The organism is Pseudomonas sp. F-14 TE3623 (genome assembly GCF_053629015.1).
Genome location: NZ_JBRJHM010000001.1, coordinates 598,328 through 620,448, shown reverse-complemented (window position 1 = coordinate 620,448; position 22,121 = coordinate 598,328). Strand labels below are relative to the sequence as shown.

Annotated in this window: 20 protein-coding genes; 7 read left to right on the top strand and 13 right to left on the bottom strand. The window is 59.6% G+C overall.

The annotated features are described in order from the left end of the window. Window positions 1–86: 86 nt before the first annotated feature. The 3 genes from AB7M29_RS02865 to AB7M29_RS02855 form a co-directional block, all read right to left on the bottom strand. Window positions 87–2,204: an autotransporter outer membrane beta-barrel domain-containing protein gene (locus AB7M29_RS02865; RefSeq protein ID WP_454246288.1), complete on the bottom strand. Its 2,118-nt coding sequence runs from the start codon at window positions 2,202–2,204 to the stop codon at window positions 87–89. Between the two features lie 318 nt (window positions 2,205–2,522). Then, window positions 2,523–3,359 carry an amino acid ABC transporter permease gene (locus AB7M29_RS02860; RefSeq protein WP_052966075.1) on the bottom strand — a complete coding sequence of 279 codons (837 nt, stop codon included), beginning with the start codon at window positions 3,357–3,359 and terminating at the stop codon, window positions 2,523–2,525. Further along, window positions 3,356–4,177 (bottom strand): ABC transporter substrate-binding protein, encoded by an 822-nt coding sequence (locus AB7M29_RS02855; protein ID WP_454246287.1) that lies wholly within the window; start codon window positions 4,175–4,177, stop codon window positions 3,356–3,358. The genes AB7M29_RS02860 and AB7M29_RS02855 overlap by 4 nt, the downstream gene beginning before the upstream one ends. A 112-nt stretch (window positions 4,178–4,289) precedes the next feature. Here AB7M29_RS02855 and AB7M29_RS02850 point away from each other — a divergent pair, with 112 nt between their 5' ends. After that, window positions 4,290–5,186, top strand: a complete 897-nt coding sequence (locus AB7M29_RS02850; RefSeq protein ID WP_454248693.1) for a homocysteine S-methyltransferase family protein — start codon at window positions 4,290–4,292, stop codon at window positions 5,184–5,186. 192 nt (window positions 5,187–5,378) lie between these two features. Here the strand turns inward: AB7M29_RS02850 and AB7M29_RS02845 are convergent, their stop codons facing one another. Genes AB7M29_RS02845 through AB7M29_RS02835 form a run of 3 tightly spaced genes read right to left on the bottom strand, consistent with a single transcriptional unit; the run spans window position 5,379 to window position 7,147 of the window. Beyond that, window positions 5,379–6,050, bottom strand: a complete 672-nt coding sequence (locus tag AB7M29_RS02845) for a GNAT family N-acetyltransferase (RefSeq protein WP_454246286.1) — start codon at window positions 6,048–6,050, stop codon at window positions 5,379–5,381. 17 nt (window positions 6,051–6,067) lie between these two features. After that, window positions 6,068–6,514, bottom strand: coding sequence for a GNAT family N-acetyltransferase (locus tag AB7M29_RS02840; RefSeq protein WP_008073550.1), 447 nt, complete (start codon window positions 6,512–6,514; stop codon window positions 6,068–6,070). A gap of 9 nt (window positions 6,515–6,523) precedes the next feature. Continuing rightward, window positions 6,524–7,147 carry an FMN-binding negative transcriptional regulator gene (locus tag AB7M29_RS02835; protein WP_217856947.1) on the bottom strand — a complete coding sequence of 208 codons (624 nt, stop codon included), beginning with the start codon at window positions 7,145–7,147 and terminating at the stop codon, window positions 6,524–6,526. A gap of 90 nt (window positions 7,148–7,237) precedes the next feature. On the opposite strand from AB7M29_RS02835, the gene pdxR reads away from it, so the two are divergent. Further along, window positions 7,238–8,791 (top strand): MocR-like pyridoxine biosynthesis transcription factor PdxR, encoded by a 1,554-nt coding sequence (gene pdxR / locus AB7M29_RS02830; RefSeq protein WP_454246285.1) that lies wholly within the window; start codon window positions 7,238–7,240, stop codon window positions 8,789–8,791. Window positions 8,792–8,807: 16 nt separating this feature from the next. Here pdxR and AB7M29_RS02825 read toward each other — a convergent pair whose 3' ends face one another. The 6 genes from AB7M29_RS02825 to aspA form a co-directional block, all read right to left on the bottom strand. Continuing rightward, a complete protein-coding gene (locus tag AB7M29_RS02825; protein ID WP_454246284.1) occupies window positions 8,808–9,908 on the bottom strand; it encodes a polyamine ABC transporter substrate-binding protein in 1,101 nt (366 codons plus the stop codon). A 13-nt stretch (window positions 9,909–9,921) separates the two neighbouring features. Next, complete coding sequence (locus tag AB7M29_RS02820; RefSeq protein WP_217856945.1) at window positions 9,922–10,953, bottom strand: histone deacetylase family protein; 1,032 nt, start codon at window positions 10,951–10,953, stop codon at window positions 9,922–9,924. Window positions 10,954–11,281: 328 nt separating this feature from the next. Further along, complete coding sequence (locus AB7M29_RS02815) at window positions 11,282–12,274, bottom strand: AraC family transcriptional regulator (protein ID WP_454246283.1); 993 nt, start codon at window positions 12,272–12,274, stop codon at window positions 11,282–11,284. A 151-nt stretch (window positions 12,275–12,425) separates the two neighbouring features. Next, window positions 12,426–13,430 (bottom strand): asparaginase, encoded by a 1,005-nt coding sequence (locus AB7M29_RS02810; RefSeq protein WP_217856943.1) that lies wholly within the window; start codon window positions 13,428–13,430, stop codon window positions 12,426–12,428. A gap of 175 nt (window positions 13,431–13,605) precedes the next feature. Continuing rightward, window positions 13,606–15,057 carry an alanine/glycine:cation symporter family protein gene (locus tag AB7M29_RS02805; RefSeq protein ID WP_217856942.1) on the bottom strand — a complete coding sequence of 484 codons (1,452 nt, stop codon included), beginning with the start codon at window positions 15,055–15,057 and terminating at the stop codon, window positions 13,606–13,608. 485 nt (window positions 15,058–15,542) lie between these two features. Further along, entirely contained in the window at window positions 15,543–16,967 is a 1,425-nt protein-coding gene (gene aspA / locus AB7M29_RS02800; protein WP_052966087.1) for an aspartate ammonia-lyase, read from the bottom strand. A 180-nt stretch (window positions 16,968–17,147) separates the two neighbouring features. Here aspA and AB7M29_RS02795 point away from each other — a divergent pair, with 180 nt between their 5' ends. From AB7M29_RS02795 to AB7M29_RS02775, 5 genes are all read left to right on the top strand, one after another. Continuing rightward, window positions 17,148–18,065 (top strand): LysR substrate-binding domain-containing protein, encoded by a 918-nt coding sequence (locus tag AB7M29_RS02795; protein WP_217856941.1) that lies wholly within the window; start codon window positions 17,148–17,150, stop codon window positions 18,063–18,065. A 333-nt stretch (window positions 18,066–18,398) separates the two neighbouring features. Next, complete coding sequence (gene purE / locus AB7M29_RS02790) at window positions 18,399–18,890, top strand: 5-(carboxyamino)imidazole ribonucleotide mutase (protein WP_003196369.1); 492 nt, start codon at window positions 18,399–18,401, stop codon at window positions 18,888–18,890. 11 nt (window positions 18,891–18,901) lie between these two features. Further along, the gene (locus AB7M29_RS02785) at window positions 18,902–19,984 is read left to right on the top strand and encodes a 5-(carboxyamino)imidazole ribonucleotide synthase (protein WP_217856940.1); all 1,083 of its coding nucleotides are present in this window, start codon (window positions 18,902–18,904) and stop codon (window positions 19,982–19,984) included. A gap of 118 nt (window positions 19,985–20,102) precedes the next feature. Then, window positions 20,103–20,351: a GlsB/YeaQ/YmgE family stress response membrane protein gene (locus tag AB7M29_RS02780; protein WP_007896499.1), complete on the top strand. Its 249-nt coding sequence runs from the start codon at window positions 20,103–20,105 to the stop codon at window positions 20,349–20,351. 88 nt (window positions 20,352–20,439) lie between these two features. Further along, window positions 20,440–20,976, top strand: a complete 537-nt coding sequence (locus tag AB7M29_RS02775; protein WP_454246282.1) for a DUF3299 domain-containing protein — start codon at window positions 20,440–20,442, stop codon at window positions 20,974–20,976. A 133-nt stretch (window positions 20,977–21,109) separates the two neighbouring features. Here AB7M29_RS02775 and AB7M29_RS02770 read toward each other — a convergent pair whose 3' ends face one another. Beyond that, window positions 21,110–22,009 carry a D-hexose-6-phosphate mutarotase gene (locus AB7M29_RS02770; RefSeq protein ID WP_454246281.1) on the bottom strand — a complete coding sequence of 300 codons (900 nt, stop codon included), beginning with the start codon at window positions 22,007–22,009 and terminating at the stop codon, window positions 21,110–21,112. Window positions 22,010–22,121: the final 112 nt, after the last annotated feature.

Genomic DNA, 22,121 nt, shown 5'->3' with positions numbered 1-22,121 from the left:
GGGGACCCGACGGGGGCAAGCCCCCTCGCCACATAGGCTCGCTCCCACAGGTTCTGCATCAAGTTAGTGAGAGTGGGGCGGCTTTATCAGAATGCCATCCGCCACTGCCCCATTACGCCATGACTGCGATTGTCATTGCCGATCTCGCCGTTGTAACCGACACCCAACGTATGCCGTGTCGAAACTGCCAGTTCCAGCCCTGCATCAAGCATCAGGCTGTCGCGCTCCAGAGCGGCGCCCTCGACGATGTAATTTTTTCCGCCGGTAGCCAGTCGCTGTTGAGTCTTGCTGTCGACATCACCATAGGTGTGTTTCCAGCCCGCGCTGAATCGCGGCGTCAGTTGCATGCCATTATCCAGCGTATTGAGCTGTGCAAGACGCAGGCCGAAGGTGCTGCTGAAGTTGTTCTGCGTTTGCCCATGGACCTGCAGTGCCGCCGCACCGCCTTTTTCTATATAGCTGTCGCGCTGATACCGCTGGAAGCCAAGATTGGCAAAGGGCTCGGCGCTGATAGTGCCGCTGCCGAGGTTGTAACCGATCTCTGTAAAGGCTTGTTGAGTGCTGGCGTCGTAACTGCCTTTTGGGCGATCGCTGAAACCGTTGAAAGCTACCCGACGTTTGGTGCTGCCATCATGGTTGCTGTGAGTCGCGCCCAGACGCAATGCCAGCGGACCACTTTGGCGCAGGGCGTAAGCGCCCAGATGCCAACTTTCCAGATCGCCGTCCAATTGGCTGCCGTCCAGACGCGTCTGCGATTTACCGCCTATGACGCCCACACGCCATTGCTCATCGAGCGCCCAATCCGCGCCCAGCACCAAACCTTTGGTGGAGTGTTGCAAGGTGCTTCGGCCATGACTGCGATCCAGTGTGCCGCCGTGGCCCAGTGCTTGTAACCAGACCCTGCCAGTGGCTTCACCACCCGCCGCCAGACGCGGGGTTCCGCTCTGTCCGTTGAGGTTGCTGCTATCCAGTTGGCGCATGGCCGACAGCATGCTGCTGCTCACCGGATTGGCGCTGCTCAGGGTGGCATTGGCGAGATTGGCATTGCTACCGCCGGCCAGTTGTTCAATAGCTCGGGCAGCAGTGGTTTTGTTGGAGCCGAGCAGGGCGGTGACAGCGGCATTTACGGTAAGGGATGGCGGCTGCGCCGCCGGGCTGGCTTTGGGCTCTTCAATGCTGTGAGCGACTTCCCGACCGTTTTTGCTTGTCGCAAATCTCTCGATTGGCACTTCGTTACGTGCGTAGGTCAGGCCAACGCTCTTTTCGTCGTCGTAGTCCGGGGTAGCCGTCATGAACGCGAGATTATTTTCGATATTGCCGAAGCGTCCATCAACCTTGGCGGCCTCGATAATGGTGTACCGGCTGGTTTGCGGATAGTCACCCGGCGCCGCGACGATTTTCAGGGTCGCACCGCCGAGGCTGGCGGTACCACCGACTTTGATCGTTTCGCCACGACCATCGGTGTTGACCGCATAGGCCAGTACGGCCGTTTTGGAGAGTTCCATATTTCTCGTAATCGTTGGCGCCCCTTGAGTCTGGTTGGCAAAAAAATGCCCCTTCACGTTCAGGGCGCCGACAGTGCCATTGCCAGAAAAGATACCCCCCTGAAGAACTTCAACGTCCCCATCAATGGTTCCCGAATTTTTCAGGACACCACCGGAGAACACGGTTACCCCGGCTCCGATTCCACCATTGTTGATCAGTGTACCGTGGGCCAATGCACCGCCATGAATGCGACCGTCATTGGTAAGTGTTGCCTCGGGGCGAACCAAGGCCCCAACACTGAAATCCCCGGGCCCGGTGAGCGTCCAAGTGCCCTGTTTGACTTCGAGCCCCATCAATTTGCGACTTTTGCCTATCTGGCCACCGTTCGCGGAATCGAGTTGCAGTACGTTTTTACCGCCACCACCGTCGACAATCCCGCTGACACTTCCCCCTGGAAGCATGATGATCAGCTCATCGACATTTTTCCCTTGGACGGCAACGCCGTTTTTCTTTGCTTTGGTTTCCTTGTTGACGTTGATCCTGGCGGTAGTGGGGTCATTGATGAACGCATCGAGCATCTCCATCAATTCAGCGGGCGTCTGTGTGGCGAGTAGGTCAGGCTCGGCTGCTGTCTGGGCTAGTGCAGCGTTGGTGTAGCCCACTGCTAGAGCGATCGCTAAGGCCAGGTGTTGTGGTCGGAATCTGTATTGAACGGGCATCGAATTCGGCCTCTTTTGAATGGAGGCCAAACTCTAAGAGAGAGGCTATAGGTGCCGATGTCAGCTGCTTCCGACGGGCTTGCGGGGAGTGTCAGATGGTTGTGTAGAAAATGGCCAGCCGCTTGATACCGGCTGATTTTATCTGTTCGCGCTGATGCTTTTTCTTACATCGAATCAAGATACGGGGGCTATCGCATTGCCAAAAACGTATCTGCTGCACATTAAAGATAAAAAGGTCTCAGCCTTCGGCAGGTCCTACGGGGTGCGAGTCGGCCCAATGCAGGAGCTGCCGAAGGCTGCGATCTTTTGGCTTTTAACCTAGCTACGGCTCAAATACGCCTTCCCGTAATGCCGCTCCATCCGCGCCTGAATCAGTTCCAGCCCGATCGACATCAACCAATAAATAATCGCTGCCGTCGTGAGCATCTCGATATAGCGATAGCTCGAGCGCCCATACGATTGCGCCAGGAACATCACTTCCCAAACCCCCATCACCGAAATCAGTGATGAGTCTTTGAGCATGGAGATGAACTGGTTGGTGGTGGGCGGGATGATGGTGCGCATGGCCTGGGGCAGGGTGACGCGCCAAAAGATCACGGTTTCGCGCATGCCCAGAGCCAGCGACGCTTCGCGTTGGCCGTGGGGAACGCCGAGGATGCCGGCGCGGAAGATTTCGCTCAGGTAGGCGCCGTAGTTCAGCGACAGGGCGATGATGCCGGCGGCAATGGCGCCTGGCACGATGCCGAGTTGTGGCAGGCCGAGGTAGATCAGCAGGATCTGAATCAGCAGCGGTGTGCCGCGAAAGAACGAGGCATAGAAGCTCGCGATACCGAACGCCACCGCACTTTTCGACAGTCGAGCCAAAGCCGTGATGAAGCCGAGCAGCGATGACGTCACGATTGAGCACAGGCACAAGAACAACGTCAGCGCTGCGCCTTGCAGAAAGCCGTTGGGCGCCAGGTGCAGGCCGATCAGGTTCGGCAGTTTGTCGAGGATGATCGAGAACTTCAGGTCGAAGCTCAGGAAGAAACTCGCGAACAAGCCGAACATCGCCGCCCAGGTCAGATACAGCCGAGTACGGAAGCCGAAGACCCGTTGCAGTAATGACTCAGCCACTGGTTGCGGCGGCTGAGGTGGTTTGGGGAAAGAAGTCATTTGCTGATGTCGGCGCCGATCCATTTTTGCGACAGCTTGCTCAAGGTGCCGTCCTGTTTCAGCTGGGCAAACACATCACGTACTTTGGCGTCCCACTGGGCGTCGCCTTTTTCGATGGCCACCGAGTTCGGCTCCGAGTACAGCGGCTCACCGGCGAGCTTGAAGCGCTTGTCTTCGTTCAGGCGTGGTTGCGCGGTCACCAGGTTGGTGAGAATCGCATCCAGACGTACGCCAGCGCCCAGGCCCAAATCCTGGAACGCGACGTTGTCGGTGTCATACGGGGCGATCTGCACATTCTCGAACGGGTACTGCAGTTGAGTGTCTTCGGCGCCTTCGATCACCAGGTTTTTGTTCAGATAGCTTTCATAGCTGGAGGCGCTGGTGAGGCCGACTTTCTTGCCGCTCAGGTCCTTGGCGCTGTGAATGCTGTCGTCCTTGGCGTTGACCACAATCACGGCAGGGGAGGCGTAGTACTCGACCGGGAAATCGAAGACTTCGGCGCGGGCTTTGCTCGGGGTCATGGAGCAGATGCAGATGTCGTAACGCCCGCTCCAGCGACCGGCGGCGATCACATCCCAGGACGGCGTTTCGAGGCGCAGCTTGACGCCCAGTTTGTCCGCCACGGCCTTCGCCACGTCGACGTCGAAACCGTCGAGCTGGTTTTGATCGTTGAGGAACGAGAAGGGCGGATAGCTTTCCATCAACACACCCACCAGTTCTTTCTTTTGCTCGATGCGATCCAGAGTAGCGCCCGCAAAGGCTTGGGTAGAGGCAGCCAAAATCGACAGGCCCAGGGCCAGCAGCGGTTGAAATTTCACAGTTGATCCCTGAAAAAAAAGAGGTTGTTATTAACCGGGTGGTGCGTATTAAATAGTTATAAGAACGACTCTGATAGTGAGTTATTTTCATAAGCTTATGAGTGAAAAGCATATGGGCGCAGGGACGGTAATTCTGGATGGTGGGATGGGTCGTGAGCTGCAGCGCCGAGGGGCGCCGTTCAGGCAGCCTGAATGGTCCGCGCTAGCTTTAAGCGAAGCGCCGCAAGCTGTGGAGGCCGTGCACGCGGCTTATATCGAAAGCGGTGCCAACGTGATCACCAGCAACAGTTACGCGGTGGTGCCGTTCCATATTGGCGAAGAGCGTTTTGCCGCTGAGGGCCAGGCGCTCGCGGCATTGGCCGGTGAACTGGCCCGGCGTGCAGTCGATGCGGCGGGAAAACCGGTGCGCGTGGCCGGTTCATTGCCGCCGTTATTCGGCTCCTATCGCCCGGACCTGTTTGACGGCGCGCGGGTGACTGCACTGTTGGCGCCTCTGGTCAACGGCTTGGCGCCTCATGTCGACCTGTGGCTGGCCGAAACCCAGAGCTCGATTATCGAGGCACGGGCGATCCATGCCGGACTGCCGAAGGACGGCAAGCCGTTCTGGTTGTCGTTTACCTTGAAGGATGAAGACACTGACGAAGTGCCGCGTCTGCGTTCCGGTGAGCCGGTGGCTGAGGCTGCTGCGGTGGCGGCTGAGTTGGGCGTCGAGACGTTGCTGTTCAACTGCAGCCAGCCAGAAGTGATCGGCGCTGCGATTGATGCGGCGCGGGAAACCTTCGAACGCTTGGGGGTGAAGATTCACATCGGCGCGTACGCCAATGCCTTCCCGCCGCAGCCGAAAGAGGCCACGGCCAATGACGGTCTGGACCCGTTGCGCGACGATCTCGACCCACCGGGTTATCTGCAATGGGCGGTCGATTGGCAGAAGCGCGGTGCAAGTCATTTGGGCGGTTGCTGCGGGATTGGGCCGGAGCATATTGCGGTGTTGGCCCAGAAGTTAGCGTGATGCCATTCGCGGGCAAGCCTCTCAGTTAAGGCGCGGAACCTGTGGGAGCGGGCTTGCTCGCGAAAGCGGTGTATCAGGCGACATCAATGTTGACTGTGCCGCCGTCTTCGCGAGCAAGCCCGCTCCCACATGGATTGCTAACTGACTGGCATTGAGGCTTGCCCGCGAAGGCGTCCGTCCGGGCGCCGAAGATTACTGGCGGCACTCAACCAGAGTTTTCACCTGCCCCGATTCCGTTTGGTTCTCATCGGACAGCCACCGCTCGAACCCTGCGCCAATCGCTGGCCACTCCGAATCCAGAATCGAATACCACGCCGTGTCACGGTTCTGACCCTTGACCACCATGTGCTGACGGAACACCCCTTCAAAACTGAACCCCAACCGCTCTGCCGCATATTTGGAGCGGGCATTGCCGTTGTTGCATTTCCATTCCAGACGCCGATAACCCAAGGCAAAGGATTCCCTGGCCAGCAGGTAAACCGCTTCGGTGCTCTTTGGCGAACGCTGCATCGGTGCGCCGAAGGTCACATGGCCGATCTCGATGCGGCCCTGGGAAGGGACAATCGACATCAGGCTGAGAATACCCTGCACGTCGCCGCTGGCGCGGTCGATCACCGTGAAGAAATACGGGTCGCTGTTAGCCGCGTGGTTGTTCAGCCAATCGTTGAACGCACTGCGCTCCTGGAAAGGACCATAAGGCAAATAGTCCCAGAGTTTCGGATCTGAGCCCGGGCCTTCGAGGGCTTTCCACAAGCCGTCGGCGTGACGCGCCGGGTCAAGTTTTTCCAGGCGAATGAAACGTCCTTCGATCAATTGAACCGAGGGCGGCGGAACGCCTTTCCAGTCCGCGAGTGAAGTCGACATGCTGCTCTCCTTGAACCTTATAGGGCGTGGCGAAACTGGATGAAACCGGGACGCTCGGCGATGCGCTCATAGAGCTGGATCGCGGTGGCGTTGGTTTCGTGGGTCAGCCAATGGACCTTGCAGCACCCGTCGGCCTTGGCTGTGGTGTAGACGAATTCAATCAGTTGCCGACCGACACCAGTGCCGCGGGTTTCTGGCGTCACCAGCAAGTCTTGCAGGTAGCAGGAGTTTTCGATGCTCCAGTTCGAGCGGTGGTAGATGAAATGCACCATGCCCACCGCTTTGCCATCGGCCCAGGCCAGCGCCCCATGGGTCGGCTCGCTCGGGTCGAGCAGGCGCTGCCAGGTGCTCTGGGTGACTGCGTCGGGCAATTCGGTGTTGTAGAAGCGCAAGTAGGCTTGCCACAACGGCAGCCAGGCAGCGTGATCGTCGGCGGTGACCTGGCGGATGTCGATCTGACTCATGTGGGTTCCTTAACGCATCAAGTGGGCGAGGGCCTGGTCGTGCACATCAGGGCTGGCGGCCAGCCCCTCGCGCACACCGGCGATGTCTGCAGCATTGCGGTTCTGGCTGAGCTTGCGTTTGCCCTCCAGACGCTGGATCGGCAAGGCAAAACCGACGATGGCCTTGAGCATGCCATCAATGTAGTCGGTGGGGGCGTCGGCGACTTTCCATGGATGGGTGCGACCCGCTTCATGACGATCAGTCAGAGCGCTGACCAGATTGCGCAGGCGATCGGCGTCGGTGAACACTTCGGCCATGCCATAGGCGTGTACGGCGACGTAGTTCCAGGTCGGCACGACTTTGCCGTGCTCGGCTTTGCTCGGGTAAAACCCCGGGCTGACGTAAGCATCGGCACCGGCAAAAATCACCAGCGCCTCGGCGCCGTTCTGCAATTCCCGCCATTGTGGATTGGCCCGGGCGAAGTGCCCGTAGAGGGTGCCATTCGGGCCGTGGTCGACATTCAGCAGCAGCGGCAGATGACTGGCTTGCAGGCCCTGTTCACCCTGAGTGACCAAGACAGCAAGACGGGTGCCGAGTATCTGCTGGTGCAGTTCATTCAAATCATCGATGGCGAAATTGCTGGGCGTGTACATGGAAATTTTCCTTGGCGAATGCCTGCATCCTAGGCAGGCTATTGGTCTGTTGTAAGAGCCATTAATGACCAATTTCATAGGTCCATTACCATGTCGAATCCGCCGCTTCCCTCGTCGTTCAATCCCGCAGGTATCGAACTCGACCGCCGTCAGGGCCTGAGTCGTCAGCTTTATCAGGCGTTACGGGTGCGAGTGCTCGACGGACGACTGGCCAGCGGCACACGACTGCCGGCCAGTCGCGATCTGGCGGCGGCGTTATCGATTTCCCGTAACAGCGTGGTCCGTGCCTACGATCAGCTTTACGCTGAGGGCTTCATCGAGGGGCGTGTTGGCGACGGGACTTATGTCGCGCAATTGCCTCAAGCCGCGGTGTCGGTGAAAAAATTATCCACAAAAGTATCCACAGGGTTTTCAACAGGGTTACCCACAGCCTTATCCACAAATTGGCTGGATTTACCTGTGGTTTCATCCAGTAAAGTTATCCACAGCGGTGCTTTGGACCGGGTTGAAAAGAACCATTTGACCTTGCCTCCCAGTGGTCCACCTCGGGCATTTCGTGTCGGCGTTCCGGCCTTTGATCTATTTCCTTTCGAGGTCTGGGCCAAGCTGAACGCGGCTTTCTGGCGTAAGCCGGATTTAGAGCAACTGTGTTACGGCGACCCAGCGGGTGATGCACGATTGCGAGGGCTGATTGCTGCGTATTTGCGCAGTTCGAGGGGCATGCAGTGCTCCGCTGAGCAAATAGTGATCACCAGTGGCGCACAACAAGGGATTAGCCTTTGTGCACAGTTGCTGGTGGAGCCTGGCGACGGGGTGGGCATTGAAAATCCGGGGTATCGAGCGGCGGGTCATGCGTTCGCTGTTGCCGGCGCGCGATTGCACGGGATAGCGGTGGACAGTGAGGGCATTGATTGCACCGAATTGGCGGCGCTCAGCGATTGTCGATTGGCTTATGTCACGCCGTCGCATCAGTACCCGACCGGGGTGGTCATGAGTCTGGCGCGACGTCTTGAATTGTTGGCCTGGGCCGAACGCACCCAAGGCTGGATCGTCGAGGATGACTACGATGGCGAATACCGTTACAGCGGCGCGCCGCTCGCGCCGTTGGCTGCGCTCGATCGGCAGGGGCGAGTGCTGTATGTCGGAACCTTCGGCAAGGTCGCATTCCCGGCATTAAGACTGGGTTACCTGGTGTTGCCGCCCGGATTGGTTGAGGCGTTCTCCCAGCGTCGTGCGGTGGACGTGCGGCATTCGGAGGTCAGCACTCAAGCGGTAATGGCTGAGTTCATGGCGGCCGGGCACTTCCAGCGACACATCCGGCGTATGCGCCGTGCTGCCTTGAGTAGGCGTAACGTCTTGCTCAATGGCTGGCCTGTGGATATCCCGGGCGTCGGTAAGCTGCCTAGTGTGGCGGCTGGTTTGCACCTGACGGTACGTGTCGACAGCGTGGCTCGTGAGCGCGAATTGATCGAACAAGCCACCAGCGTCGGGGTGGAGGTCAATGGACTGAGCAGTTATTGGCTGCCAGACACGACGCTCCCCGAGGACCAGCGAGCGGGGCTGGTCCTGGGGTTCGCCGCAGTGCCGGAGACGGCTATCGAAATGGCATTGGCGAGGCTCAAAGAGGTCTGGAGCCCGGAGTGAGTCGCGCTCGCCCGGATCAGGTCCCGGACTTGATCTTGGTCCAGGCGCGGGTCCGTGCCCGTTCGGCATCACGAGGCAACGGTTGCAGGGTGTAGAGCGTGCTCATCGCCGCTTCGGTCGGGTACAGGTTCGGGTTGTTGCGAATCGCCGGGTCGACCATTTCCGTGGCGTCCTTGTTCGGGTTCGGGTAGCCGACGAAATCGCTGACCGGTGCGATGACCTGGGGTTGCAGCAAGTAGTTGATGAAGGTGTAGGCGTCTTCCGGGTTTTTCGCGCCTTTGGGGATCGCCAGCATGTCGAACCAGATCGGCGCGCCTTCTTTGGGCAGGCGCATGTCGACGATCACGCCATTCTTGGCTTCCTTGGCACGGTTGGCGGCCTGGGAGAAGCTGCCGGAGTAACCGACCGCTACGCAGATGTCACCGTTGGCAATGTCGGCCATGTACTTGGACGAATGGAAGTAGGTGATGTACGGACGAATCTTCATCAGCAGCGCTTCAGCCTTGGCGTAGTCCGCCGGCTTCTTGCTGTTGGGGTCCAGGCCCAGGTGTTGCAGGGCCAGCGGCAGGATCTCCGACGGCGAGTCGAGCAGGGCCACGCCGCACTGCTTGAGCTTGCTGATGTTCTCTTCCTTGAAGATCAGGTCCCAGCTGTCCACCGGTGCGTTATCGCCCAAAGCCGCCTTGATCTTGTCCGGGTTGAAGCCGATCAGGATGGTCCCGTACATGTACGGCACGGCGAATTTGTTGCCCGGGTCGTTGGCTTCGATCAACTTCATCAGCTTCGGATCGAGGTGGTTCCAGTTCGGCAGTTTGCTGCGGTCCAGCGGTTGGAACACCCCGGCTTCGATCTGTTTGGCGAGGAACACGTTGGACGGCACCACCACGTCGTAGCCGGAGTTGCCGGTCAGCAACTTGGCCTCCAGCGCTTCATTGGTGTCGAAGATGTCGTAGACCAGTTTGGTCTGGGTGTTCTGGGTCTTGAAATCTTCCAGCGCTTTGGGGGTGATGTAGTCGAACCAGTTGTATACCCGCAATGTGCGTTCTTCAGCGTGAACGGCACCACTGACTATCATGGCGCACAGGGTTGGAACGATCAGACGCTTGAGTCGATTCATTTGTTCTAATTCCTCATTGGGCGCTTTCAAAACCTTCGAGAACGTTCACGGCATTGATGCCGATTTCTTCTACCGCGTAACCGCCTTCCATCACGAACAGCGTCGGCTTGCCGAGGCCCGCGATGCGCGCGCCCATCGCCAGGTAATCCGGGCTGTCGAGTTTGAATTGGGAGATCGGGTCGTCCTTGAACGTATCGACGCCCAAGGACACGACGACGATGTCGGCGCCGTACTTTTCGATCTCTTTGCAGGCCTGCTCCAGCGCCGCGCTCCAACGGTCCCAGCCTGAACCGGCGGGCAAAGGGTAGTTGAAGTTGAACCCTTCGCCTGCGCCTTCACCGTGTTCGTCTTCGTAGCCGAGGAAGAACGGAAACTCGGCTTCCGGATGGCCATGGATCGAGGTGAACAGCACGTCGCTGCGCTCATAGAAAATCGATTGGGTGCCATTGCCGTGGTGGTAATCGACATCGAGGATCGCGACCTTTTTGTGGCCTTGATCGAGGAATGCCTGAGCGGCGATGGCGGCGTTGTTGAGGTAGCAATAACCGCCCATCAAATCGCTGGCGGCATGGTGCCCCGGTGGGCGGCACAAGGCGAAAGCACTGCGCGCTCCGCGCTGGATCACCGCTTGGGCCGTGAGGGCAACTTGCGCCGCGCTATACGCCGCTTGCCAAGTGCCGGCGGTAATCGGTGCGCCGCCGTCGAAGCTGTAATAGCCGAGCTGGCCGTGCAGGCTGGTGGGCATGATCCGGCGCAAGGTACGGGCCGGCCAGGTGTAGGGCAGCAAGTCGCCGTCGGTATTGAATTGGGTCCAGCGCGCCCAGGCCCCTTTGAAGAAGTCGAGGTAATCGCGGCTGTGGATGCGCTCGATCGGCCCGAGACCGAAATCCTGCGGCGCCTCGACCGGGCCCAGGCGGCGGTACTGCACGCGTGCCAGCACATGGTCGGCCCGCGAGGGCATTTCGAAGCAGGGCATCAATTGCCCGTCCATCAATTCACAACGGCCGTGGTGCAGGTGGTGATCGTCCGAGTAGATCGTCAGCATTCTTGTTCTCCGCAGGCTGATTCGGTTGAACACAGTCTTGCGGCGGGCGGCGTTTGGGAGAACGGCAGGAAAGGCCAAAAGGGGATTAATATGGCCAAAAGATTTGACCGAAATTCGCCCCTTAATGGCACGTCGGCGCCCTCGAATGATGCATCCAACCCTGTAGGAGCGAGGCTTGCCCGCGAAGCTTTTGGCATTCTTGAGAATGCCTTCGCGAGCAAGCCCGCTCCCACAGTGGATTTGCGTCGTGCGTCGATACTGTGTTCGCTGAAGGTCAAATGTGGGAGCGGGCTTGCTCGCGAAGACGGCCTGAAGGACGCCGCAGAACTCAAGGCCTGAACTGGCTCGGCGCCACACCACTCCAGCGCACAAACGCATGGCGGAAGCTCGCGGTCTCGCTGAACCCCAACGCCTCGGCAATCCGGTAGATCGGCAGTTGATCTTCGCAGAGCATTCGCTTGGCCTGCTCGAAGCGCAACTCATCGAGCAGTTCCTGATAGCTGCAGCCCAGGTCCTTCAGATGCCGCCGCAGTGTGCGCGCCGAGCAGTTCAACTGTTCGGCCAGTCCATCCAGGCCCGGCGCCGCGCTCAGTTGCGCTGCGAGTAGTTGGCGGATACGCCCGAGCCAGGCCTGACGCCCGGTGAATTCGGTGTTTTGCTTGCGGCAACGCTCGGCCATGGCCTGGTGCGTGATGGCGTCGGCCAGAGGCAGGGGTTGTTCAAGCCAGCGTTTGTCGAAAGCAAAGGCATTGGACACAGCATCGAACTGCAAGGGGCAGTCAAAACGCTCGGCGTAGCGCGCCTGATAGTCCGGCGCCGGGTGTTCGAAGCGGGCGCCGAGCAGAGGCAGAGGGTGGCCGAGCAGGTCTTCGCAGGTGACTTTCATCGAGACCAGGCAAAACTCGACATTGAACGGCGCCAGCGCCGGATTTTCCCGATAGTCGCCGGCGGTGAGCCAGATGCGCTCGTCCTCTTCTTCCAGGCTCAACTCGAACAGTGTTCCCAATAGCGCCGGATAGTGCAGCGCCAACCGCAAGGCGTCACCTAAAGTGGCGCTGGTGAGTAAGGCATACCCGAGCATGCCATAGGAAGAAACATGCATCCGCCGGCCCAACTCCAGGCCGATATCGCGGCGTAACGCGACGGCGTTGGCACAAACCAGCATCTCTTGGTTGGTGGTGATGCGCGTGTCCGCCCGGCTCAGATCCGCCGCGCTGATGCCGCTGCCGGCCAATAACGCCTCGCTGGACAGGCCTTCAGCCTTGAAGGTATTGAGCACCAGGGAGACGGCGTTGAGGGTGGTGAGATGGGAGTGGAGCATGGGTAGTTCCAGCGTTGGGCGTGCCGGAAGGGAGCAAGTTATATGCCGGTTATGACCAACCCTGTAGGAGCGAGGCTTGCCCGCGAAGGCGTCCTCAAGTACGCCAAAAGCTTCGCGGGCAAGCCTCGCTCCTACAGGGTTTTGTGTTGTGTCAGCTCAGTTCGCCGCACAGGTCGAGTTCAACCAGTCGCCGAACTTCAGTGGTCTCAAGCCCTGCACCCAGCAGTCCATGCAACTTGCCAAACGCCGCCTCGCGAGTCATGCCGCCACCGGACAACACACCGGCGTCACGCAAGCGGCTGCCCGCCTCATACACGTCGAGCTGCACACCACCTTCATGACATTGCGTCACCGCGACCACCACCACACCTTTGTCCTGCGCCCGTTCCAGGCTGGCGACAAACTCTGGGTTGTCGCTTGGTCCGGTACCGCTGCCATAACATTCCAGCACCAGACCCTGAATACCGCTGTTGAGCAGGCCATCCAGTTGATCGGCACCGATGCCTGGGAACAGCGGCAGTACCGCGACCTTCGCCAGCTGTTTAGGCTGGTTGTAGTTCAGCTGCGCCGGCACGGAAGTCGCCTTCACGCCGCCGCCCTGACGCTCCAGCCGCTTGAATGGATGACGACCGAAGCTGCGAACTTTCGCGCAACGGGTCGGGTCGAGCAGTTCGCCGTGGAAGTACAGATGAACGCCCGGTGCGAGGCCCTGGCCAAGAGCAACCAACGCACCGCTGAGGTTTTCCCAGGCATCGCTGTCGGTCACGCCGGCCGGCAGCATGGAGCCGGTGAACACCACGCGGGCATGCAGGCCGAGCAGTTGAAAGCTCATGGCCGCGGCGCTGTAGGCCAGGGTGTCGGTACCATGCAGGATCAACACGCTGTCGCAGCCCTGGACATCAACGGCGTCGACCACCGCTTCACGCAGTTGCTGCCAGTAGGCGGGCGTCATGTTGGCGCTGTCGATCAGCGGCGACATCTCGCGAAAGCGCCACTGCGGCACTACCAGCTCAGGCTGGCTGTGCAGATATTCGCGCATCCGCGCTTCGAAACCGGACGCCGGGGCCAAGCCGTGGGCACTGGCTTGCATGCCGATGGTGCCACCGGTGTAGAGCACCATGACGTGCTGGGCAGCAGGGAAAGTCGAGGAATTCATGGAGGTTCTCCGAAAACGATGTGGGAGCGAGCCTGCTCGCGATGGCAGCGATGGGGTCTCAAGCCCGAACCAAAACGGCAGCATCAAAAAAGCTGCCACAACATGCGACCGAGCATGACGCCGGTCGCAAGCTGTGTCACGCCGGGCGCAGGGGATGCGCCCGGTTTTTTACCGATCAGCGTTGCGCTGCGGTCACGCCTTGCGGCTCGGCTTCTGCTTTAGGAGTGGCGGTTTGCGGATTGGCTGGCCAGGCTTTCAGGTCCAGGTCCAGATCCGGGAACTTGCTCGAATCGAACACCGGGGTCTTGATACCGGCAGCACGCTGGTCATCGTAGTCACGCAGGATGCGCATGCCGACCTTGAACAGCAGGAACAGCGCGATCAGGTTCACGAACGCCAGCAGGGTCATGGTGATGTCGGCGAACGCGAATACCGTGCTGAGGTTTTCGATGGCACCCCAGAAGATCAACACCAGTACCAGCGCGCGATAGGCGATCAGTGCCTTGCGGTTTTCGCCGATCATGAAGCGCAGGTTGTTCTCGCCCAGGTAGTAGTTGTAGAGGATCGAGGTGAACACGAACAACGCCAGAGCCACGGAGATGAACATCCGGCCCCAGTCGCCGACCACGGCAGCCAGGGAGTTCTGGGTCAGGGCAATGCCGTCGCCTTCAAAGCCCGGGGTGTAGAAGCCCGACAGCAGGATCAGCAATGCGGTGCAGGTGCAGATCACGAAGGTGTCGAGGAACACGCTGAACGCCTGAACCACGCCTTGCGAGACCGGGTGCTCGACCGAGGCCACAGCAGCCACGTTCGGCGCACTGCCCAGGCCTGCTTCGTTGGCGAACACGCCGCGCTTCACGCCCATGACGATGGCGCTGCCGATCAGGCCGCCGAACGCCTGGTCCAGACCGAAGGCACTTTTGACGATGGTCATCAACATGCCCGGAACGTGGTCGAACTGCAGCACGATCACGTAGATGGTCACGCCGATGTACACCAGGGTTTTCACCGGTACCAGCAGGTCAGCGACCTTGGCGATCCGCTTGATACCACCGATGAACACCAGACCCAGCAATACCGCCAGGCCAAGGCCGGTGTACGTGGTGTCGAGGCCGAAGGCATTGTTCAGCGAGTGGGTTACGGCGTGGGCTTGCAGGCCGTTGAAGGCAAAGCCAAAGGTGATCAGCAGCAGGAACGCCATGATCATGCCCAACCAGCGTTTCTGCAGGCCGTGCTGAATGTAAAAGGACGGGCCGCCACGGAACTGGCCTTCGGAGTCGCAGCGCTTATAGAGCTGGCCGAGGGAGCATTCGAAGAAGCTGCTGGACATGCCGACCAGCGCGGTCACCCACATCCAGAACACCGCACCGGGGCCACCAAGGGTCACGGCGATGCCGACACCCGCGATGTTGCCCGCACCGACGCGACCGGCGAGGCTGAGCATCAGGGCCTGGAAGGAACTGAGCTGGCCAGCGCTGCTTTTCAGACTGTCACGGAACACCGCGAACATGTGAAAGAAATGGCGGAACTGGACGAAACGCGAGCGGATCGTGAAGTAGCTACCGAGCCCGACAATGAGCACGATCAGTACTTTCCCTGAGAGGAAGTCGTTGATGACTTCGAGCATGGATTATTCCTCGCTATTTTTTGTGTGTGCAGATAATGGTGGACCGACACATCGCGTTACACCGGCTTGCGCGTGGCACAACAAGTGGATCGAGGTTCGTTCCGGTTCCATATCGCGGGTTTTATTAGTTCGGGTTTCGCATGGGTTTGGGCCTCGTTACCGACGACCGCTCACGCGAAGAGGGCCGGCACTATACATAGGAGAGTGCCTTCCGTCTGCACGGTTGTGGTGCAAGCGATGAAACGAGAGCGCTGCAAAATCAAAAAATCGCAGCCTTCGGTAGCCTCTACAGGGGGGTCTCAAACCCGGTAAGAGCTGCCGAAGGCTGCGATCTAGGCGGAACTGAAAGCATTCAGCATATTCGAAAATCCGCAAAAGGGTTAAAAAAAAGGGCTTGAGGGAAAAAATCCCCAAGCCCTCAAAAGGTGAGAGGTGTCTAGTCCCTCGACCTGGTGAGCGTGCTCTTCAAAAGAGCGAGCGTTCGGTTAAGCCTTCAAAGGCACCAGACGCGGAGCGATCATGTTTTCCGGGCGCAGGATGTCGGCGAGCATTTCTTCGTCGAGCAAGCCTTCTTCGCGCACCAGTTCCAGCACGCCGCGGCCGCTTTCAAGAGCGATTCGGGCAATGCGGGTGGCGTTTTCATAGCCGATGTACGGGTTCAGCGCGGTGACCAGGCCGATCGAGTGTTCGACCAGTTCACGGCAGCGCTCTTCGTTGGCGGTGATGCCGACGATGCAGTGCTCGCGCAGCATGTCCATGGCGCGCTGCAGCAGGCGGATCGAGTCGAAGATCTTGAAGGCGATCAGCGGCTCCATCACGTTCAGTTGCAGCTGGCCGCCTTCGGCCGCGATGGTCAGGGCCAGGTCGTTGCCGATGATCTGGAACGCAACCTGGTTCACGGCTTCCGGGATTACCGGGTTGACCTTGCCTGGCATGATCGAGCTGCCTGGCTGACGCGCTGGCAGGTTGATTTCGTTGATGCCGGTGCGTGGGCCGCTGGACAGCAGGCGCAGGTCGTTGCAGATCTTCGACAGCTTGACCGCGGTGCGCTTGAGCATGCCGGAGAACAGCACGAAGGCACCCATGTCGGAGGTGGCTTCGATCAGGTCGGCGGCTGGAACCAGCGGTTGACCGCTGATCAGGGCCAGACGCTGAACGGCCAGGGCCTGGTAACGCGGGTCGGCGTTGATGCCGGTACCGATCGCGGTGCCGCCCAGGTTCACTTCGGTCAGCAGCTCAGGTGCCAGGGTCTTCAGACGCGCCAGGTCTTCGCTCAGGGTGGTGGCGAAGGCGCGGAATTCCTGGCCCAGGGTCATCGGCACGGCGTCTTGCAGCTGGGTACGACCCATCTTCAGAACGTGGCTGAATTCTTCACCTTTGGCGGCGAACGACTGGATCAGGCTGTCGAGGCTGGCCAGCAGCGCGTCGTGACCCAACAGCAGACCCAGACGGATTGCGGTCGGGTAGGCGTCGTTGGTCGACTGCGCCATGTTCACGTCATTGTTCGGGTGCAGGTACTGGTATTCGCCCTTGCTGTGGCCCATGGCCTCCAGCGCGATGTTGGCGATGACTTCGTTGGCATTCATGTTGGTCGAAGTGCCAGCGCCGCCTTGAATCATGTCCACCACGAATTCTTCGTGGAAATCGCCGCGGATCAATCGGGCACAGGCTTCGCTGATGGCAGCGTGCTTGGCTTCGCTCAGGTGACCCAACTCGCGGTTGGCGTCAGCGGCGGCCTGTTTGACCATTGCCAGACCGACAACCAGTTTCGGGTAATGCGAAATCGGAACACCGGAGAGGCGGAAATTATTCACCGCTCGCAGGGTCTGGATGCCGTAATACGCTTGAGCAGGTACTTCGAGTACGCCAAGCAGGTCTTTTTCTGTGCGGAAAGATGCAGCGGAGGACATGATAGAAATCATCTCGATATGGACCCGGTCTATGCCGGAACACCGCAAATGCTAGGCTTGTGAAGAATTTTGGGCCAATGCTGTTAAACACTAGCCTATGCATATTCGGCATAATGCCCGTGTGACGCCGCGTGCGCGGCGAGCGTGTGACCTAAATTGGTGCGTGTCCGGGAGGGCGTGATGAATCTGGAAAGCAAATGGCTCGAGGACTTTAGTGCTCTGGCCGCCACCCGCAGCTTCTCCCAGGCAGCTGAACGACGCTTCGTGACCCAGCCGGCATTCAGCCGGCGGATCCGCAGCCTCGAAGCCGCGCTGGGGTTGACTCTGGTCAATCGCTCCCGCACGCCGGTCGAACTGACGGCGGCAGGGCAGCTATTTCTAGTCACCGCGCGAACCGTGGTTGAACAGTTGGGTGAAGTGCTGCGCCACCTTCATCACTTGGAGGGCGGGCAGGGCGAGGTGATACAAATCGCTGCCGCTCACTCCCTGGCACTGGGGTTTTTCCCGCGCTGGATCGCACAATTGCGCAACGAAGGATTGAATATAGCCACGCGACTGGTGGCCACCAACGTCGGCGATGCGGTGCATGCGCTGCGTGAAGGCGGATGTGATGTGATGCTGGCGTTCTATGACCCGGACTCGGCGATGCAAATGGACCCGGAAATTTTCCCGTCGCTGCATCTGGGTGACACTGAAATGCTCCCGGTCTGCGCGGCCGATGCCGACGGCAAGCCGTTGTTCGACCTGGAAGGCGAAACCAGCGTGCCTTTGCTGGCCTATAGCGCCGGGGCATTTCTCGGGCGTTCTGTGAATTTGCTTTTACGTCAGCGAGCGCTGCGATTCACCACCATTTATGAAACCGCCATGGCTGACAGCCTGAAAAGCATGGCGCTGGAAGGGCTGGGCATCGCCTGGGTGCCGCAGCTAAGCGTGCGCGCCGAACTGGCTCGCGGCGAGTTGGTGGTCTGTGGCGGCCCGCAATGGCATGTGCCGCTGGAAATTCGTCTGTACCGCTGTGCGCTGGTGCGCAAGGCCAACGTTCGGTTGTTGTGGCGTAAGCTTGAAGGTGGCGCAGCCCAAGGCACGACGGGTATCTGAGACCAATGAAGATCCAATGTGGGAGCGGGCTTGCTCGCGAATGCGGTGTGTCAATCGAGATCAATATTGCCTGACCCAGCGCATTCGCGAGCAAGCCCGCTCCCACAGGGGGATTTGTGTTGATCTTTCGCTGACCTTTGAGTCAATAAAACCGGCACTTTGCGCCGTATGACAGATGGTCGTATCGGGGGCTGTTTATCTGCTTCATTGAGGTATACTGCGCGGCCTTCGGCCGGTTCGTCCGGCCATTTTTCGTACAATCAAGCCACGCATTCTGCGTGGCTTGTTGTTTTTTGACGCGCCTGCGGGCGCCCAGAGAGAAGAGGCACGACGATGAGCGCACTGGTTGGCGTGATCATGGGCTCCAAGTCCGATTGGTCCACCCTTAGCCACACCGCCGATATGCTGGAAAAGCTCGGCATCCCTTACGAGGTGAAAGTGGTCTCTGCCCACCGCACCCCGGACCTGCTGTTCCAGTACGCCGAAGAGGCTGAGGCCCGTGGCATCGAGGTGATCATCGCCGGTGCCGGCGGCGCGGCCCACTTGCCAGGCATGTGTGCGGCCAAGACCCACCTGCCAGTGCTGGGCGTGCCGGTACAGTCGTCGATGCTCTCGGGCGTCGATTCGCTGCTGTCTATCGTGCAAATGCCTGCAGGCATTCCGGTTGCCACCCTGGCCATCGGCAAGGCCGGCGCGATCAACGCAGCGCTGCTCTCGGCGAGCATCCTGGGCGCCAAGCATCCGCAATTTCATACCGTGTTGAAGAAATTCCGCGCTGAGCAGACAGACAGCGTCCTGGACAATCCAGACCCACGCATCGCCTGAGGTTGTTGACGATGAAAATCGGTGTAATCGGTGGCGGCCAGTTGGGTCGCATGTTGGCGCTGGCGGGCACTCCGCTGGGCATGAACTTCGCTTTCCTCGATCCGGCGCCGGATGCTTGCGCAGCCGCGTTGGGCGAACATCTGCGGGCCGATTACGGCGATCAGGATCACCTGCGTCAGTTGGCCGATGAAGTCGATCTGGTGACCTTCGAGTTCGAAAGCGTCCCGGCCGAAACCGTGGCATTCCTGTCGCAATTCGTCCCGGTGTACCCGAGCGCCGAAGCGCTGCGCATCGCTCGCGATCGCTGGTTCGAAAAGAGCATGTTCAAGGACCTGGGGATTCCAACTCCCGCGTTCGCCGACATCCAGTCGCAAGCCGATCTGGATGCCGCCGTGGCTTCCATCGGTCTGCCGGCCGTGCTGAAAACCCGCACCCTGGGTTACGACGGCAAGGGCCAGAAAGTCCTGCGCAAGCTTGAAGATGTGGCTGGCACTTTCGCCGAGCTGGGCAGCGTTGCCTGCCTGCTGGAAGGCTTCGTGCCGTTCACTGGCGAAGTCTCGCTGATTGCCGTGCGTGCTCGCGATGGCGAAACCAAGTTCTATCCGCTGGTTCACAACACCCACGACAGCGGCATTCTCAAGCTGTCCGTGGCCAGTACCGACCACCCGCTGCAAGCATTGGCTGAAGACTACTCCAGCCGGGTGCTCAAGCAGCTGGAGTACGTCGGCGTGATGGCGTTCGAGTTCTTTGAAGTCGACGGCGGCCTCAAGGCCAACGAAATCGCCCCGCGCGTGCACAACTCCGGGCACTGGACCACTGAAGGCGCCGAGTGCAGCCAGTTCGAAAACCACCTGCGGGCCGTCGCCGGTCTGCCGCTGGGTTCGACGGCCAAGGTCGGCGAGAGCGCGATGCTCAACTTCATCGGTGTCGTGCCGCCAGTAGAAAAAGTGATCGCGATCGACGACTGCCATCTGCATCACTACGGCAAGGCTTTCAAGGTCGGCCGCAAGGTCGGTCACGCCAATCTGCGCTGTGCAGACCGTGATACGTTGGCTGCGCAGATCCTCAAGGTCGAAGCGCTCATCGCCGAATAGTTTCATGTGGCGGCGGCGGAACCTTCAGGAGCCGCCGTTCTCTGATGGCAGGATGCCAAAGTCTGTCTAGGCTTCGGCTAGGTGTCCTGTCTCACCAAATCATTCAGAGGGAAATGCCATGGGAATTATCGGAACCATCTTTATCGGCTTGATCGTCGGCCTGCTGGCTCGGTTCTTGAAACCGGGCGATGACAGCATGGGCTGGATCATGACCATCCTGCTCGGTATCGGCGGTTCGCTGGCGGCCACTTACGGCGGCCAGGCCCTGGGCATTTACCGCGCTGGCGAAGGCGCAGGTTTCATCGGTGCGCTGGTGGGCGCGGTGGTATTGCTGGTGATCTACGGCCTGATCAAAAAAAGGACCTGATTGAAGTGACAAAGCCCTCTCTGCGCCATCGCCGGAGAGGGCTAGAATGCTCGGCGTTATACCGTCCTTTCCTTTGCCGAGCACTTTCATGCGCCATCTTCTATTGACTCTTCTCTTCCTGGGCAGTGGTTTGGTCCATGCCGGCGAACTGCCGGAAACCGATTGGCTCGAACTGATGCCCAAGTCGGACCAGAAGGCCCTCGAGGCCATGCCCGAGATCGATCACAACTCCCCGGAAGCCAATGGCACCTTTACCGAAAAGGGTGGCATGAAGCAGAGCAAGGGCTTGCCCGCGGTGATGTACTCGACCAAAACCGTGCCGTCGATGAACGACAAGCACATCCGCATTGGCGGTTATCCAGTGCCGCTGGAGTCCGACGCCAAGGGTCACAGCACGCTGTTCTTCCTTGTGCCGTATCCCGGCGCTTGCATCCACGTGCCGCCACCGCCACCTAACCAGTTGGTGCTGGTGCGTTATCCAAAAGGCTTGAAGCTGAATGACATCTACACGCCGCTGTGGGTGACCGGCACGCTGAAGATCGAGAAGGTCAACAACGACCTGGCGGATGCGGCGTATGCGCTGGATGCCGCGCAGGTGCGGGTGGTCAAAGAGTCGGATTTGTAAAAACGACAGTCAGCCGGCACAGATCAAAATGTGGGAGCGGGCTTGCTCGCGAAGGCGGTGTGTCAGGCAACATTAATGTCGACTGATACGCCGCTTTCGCGAGCAAGCCCGCTCCCACATTCGTTTTGTGGTGTTAAAGGGATTTGCTGGCGATGCTCACGCCCAGGGTATGACTTGCCCCCGGTGCCAGCGTCACCACATCACCCATCACATTCGCCGTTTCAATGCATAGCATGCGCTGCCAGCCATCGTCGGCCATGTCGCTGAACGCTGCGGCGCGGTCGATCCAGGGGTTCCAGATCACCGCAGAGCGCGAACCGCTGCTGGTCAGTTCAATGCGTCGTTCCCAGTGCGGGTCAACGATGCTCAGCTTCGGCGGGGTATTGAGATAGATGCGGTCGGTCTCGCCGGTAAAACGCAGATCACCGGTCTGGGTGACGGTTTTCCAGTCGTCCAGGGTTTCGATATAGCTCAAGCCATCCAGCCCTTCAACGTGCACGTTGCGCACATCGCTGACCGCGAAATAGCTGTGCAATGCCTGGCTGAGCGTGACGTGTTCGGCGCCCTTGTTTTCACTCGTCAGGCTGATATGCAACTGCTCATCCAGACGAATGCTCAGTTTCAAGTCCACCTGATGCGGCCATCCCGGCAGACCTTTTTCAGGGTAGGGCAGGACGAATTCCACCTTCAGGCTTTCGCCCTCGGTTTCGATGCCGAGCAATTCCCAATCCATCGCTCGCACCAGGCCATGGGCCGTTGGCGGTTCATTGCCGACGCGCATGGCCTGGACACTCTGCGGGTTACGCGACAGATTGCCGAACCATGGCCAGCACACTGGCACGCCGGCGCGGATGCTCTTGCCTGTCTTGAATACCGCCTCGTCGTTGAGCCAGATCAGCGGCGGCTCGCCGGCCAGTTGATAACTGAGGATGTGCGCGCCTTGCTGGGCCACCAGCAATTCGGCCTGACCGTGGCGGATGCGCCAGCAGTTCAGTTCATCCAGTTTCACGGCTTCAACGTTGGGCGTGCTCATGGGGCAACTCTCGATCGGGAACAATGACAGCAATGGACCGCAAAACGATCGCCGGGTTTAACGCACCCTTTTTTTACAGGCTCCGTTTTTACAGGCTCCGGTTTTTACGAGC

Excerpts from the sequence above, each read along its gene's own strand:
- AB7M29_RS02865 (WP_454246288.1), bottom strand. The coding sequence starts at position 2,204 with ATGCCCGTTCAATACAGATTCCGACCACAACACCTGGCCTTAGCGATC.
- AB7M29_RS02860 (WP_052966075.1), bottom strand. The coding sequence starts at position 3,359 with ATGACTTCTTTCCCCAAACCACCTCAGCCGCCGCAACCAGTGGCTGAG.
- AB7M29_RS02850 (WP_454248693.1), top strand. The coding sequence starts at position 4,290 with ATGGGCGCAGGGACGGTAATTCTGGATGGTGGGATGGGTCGTGAGCTG.
- AB7M29_RS02845 (WP_454246286.1), bottom strand. The coding sequence starts at position 6,050 with ATGTCGACTTCACTCGCGGACTGGAAAGGCGTTCCGCCGCCCTCGGTT.
- AB7M29_RS02840 (WP_008073550.1), bottom strand. The coding sequence starts at position 6,514 with ATGAGTCAGATCGACATCCGCCAGGTCACCGCCGACGATCACGCTGCC.
- AB7M29_RS02835 (WP_217856947.1), bottom strand. The coding sequence starts at position 7,147 with ATGTACACGCCCAGCAATTTCGCCATCGATGATTTGAATGAACTGCAC.
- pdxR (WP_454246285.1), top strand. The coding sequence starts at position 7,238 with ATGTCGAATCCGCCGCTTCCCTCGTCGTTCAATCCCGCAGGTATCGAA.
- AB7M29_RS02825 (WP_454246284.1), bottom strand. The coding sequence starts at position 9,908 with ATGAATCGACTCAAGCGTCTGATCGTTCCAACCCTGTGCGCCATGATA.
- AB7M29_RS02820 (WP_217856945.1), bottom strand. The coding sequence starts at position 10,953 with ATGCTGACGATCTACTCGGACGATCACCACCTGCACCACGGCCGTTGT.
- AB7M29_RS02815 (WP_454246283.1), bottom strand. The coding sequence starts at position 12,274 with ATGCTCCACTCCCATCTCACCACCCTCAACGCCGTCTCCCTGGTGCTC.
- AB7M29_RS02810 (WP_217856943.1), bottom strand. The coding sequence starts at position 13,430 with ATGAATTCCTCGACTTTCCCTGCTGCCCAGCACGTCATGGTGCTCTAC.
- AB7M29_RS02805 (WP_217856942.1), bottom strand. The coding sequence starts at position 15,057 with ATGCTCGAAGTCATCAACGACTTCCTCTCAGGGAAAGTACTGATCGTG.
- aspA (WP_052966087.1), bottom strand. The coding sequence starts at position 16,967 with ATGTCCTCCGCTGCATCTTTCCGCACAGAAAAAGACCTGCTTGGCGTA.
- AB7M29_RS02795 (WP_217856941.1), top strand. The coding sequence starts at position 17,148 with ATGAATCTGGAAAGCAAATGGCTCGAGGACTTTAGTGCTCTGGCCGCC.
- purE (WP_003196369.1), top strand. The coding sequence starts at position 18,399 with ATGAGCGCACTGGTTGGCGTGATCATGGGCTCCAAGTCCGATTGGTCC.
- AB7M29_RS02785 (WP_217856940.1), top strand. The coding sequence starts at position 18,902 with ATGAAAATCGGTGTAATCGGTGGCGGCCAGTTGGGTCGCATGTTGGCG.
- AB7M29_RS02780 (WP_007896499.1), top strand. The coding sequence starts at position 20,103 with ATGGGAATTATCGGAACCATCTTTATCGGCTTGATCGTCGGCCTGCTG.
- AB7M29_RS02775 (WP_454246282.1), top strand. The coding sequence starts at position 20,440 with ATGCGCCATCTTCTATTGACTCTTCTCTTCCTGGGCAGTGGTTTGGTC.
- AB7M29_RS02770 (WP_454246281.1), bottom strand. The coding sequence starts at position 22,009 with ATGAGCACGCCCAACGTTGAAGCCGTGAAACTGGATGAACTGAACTGC.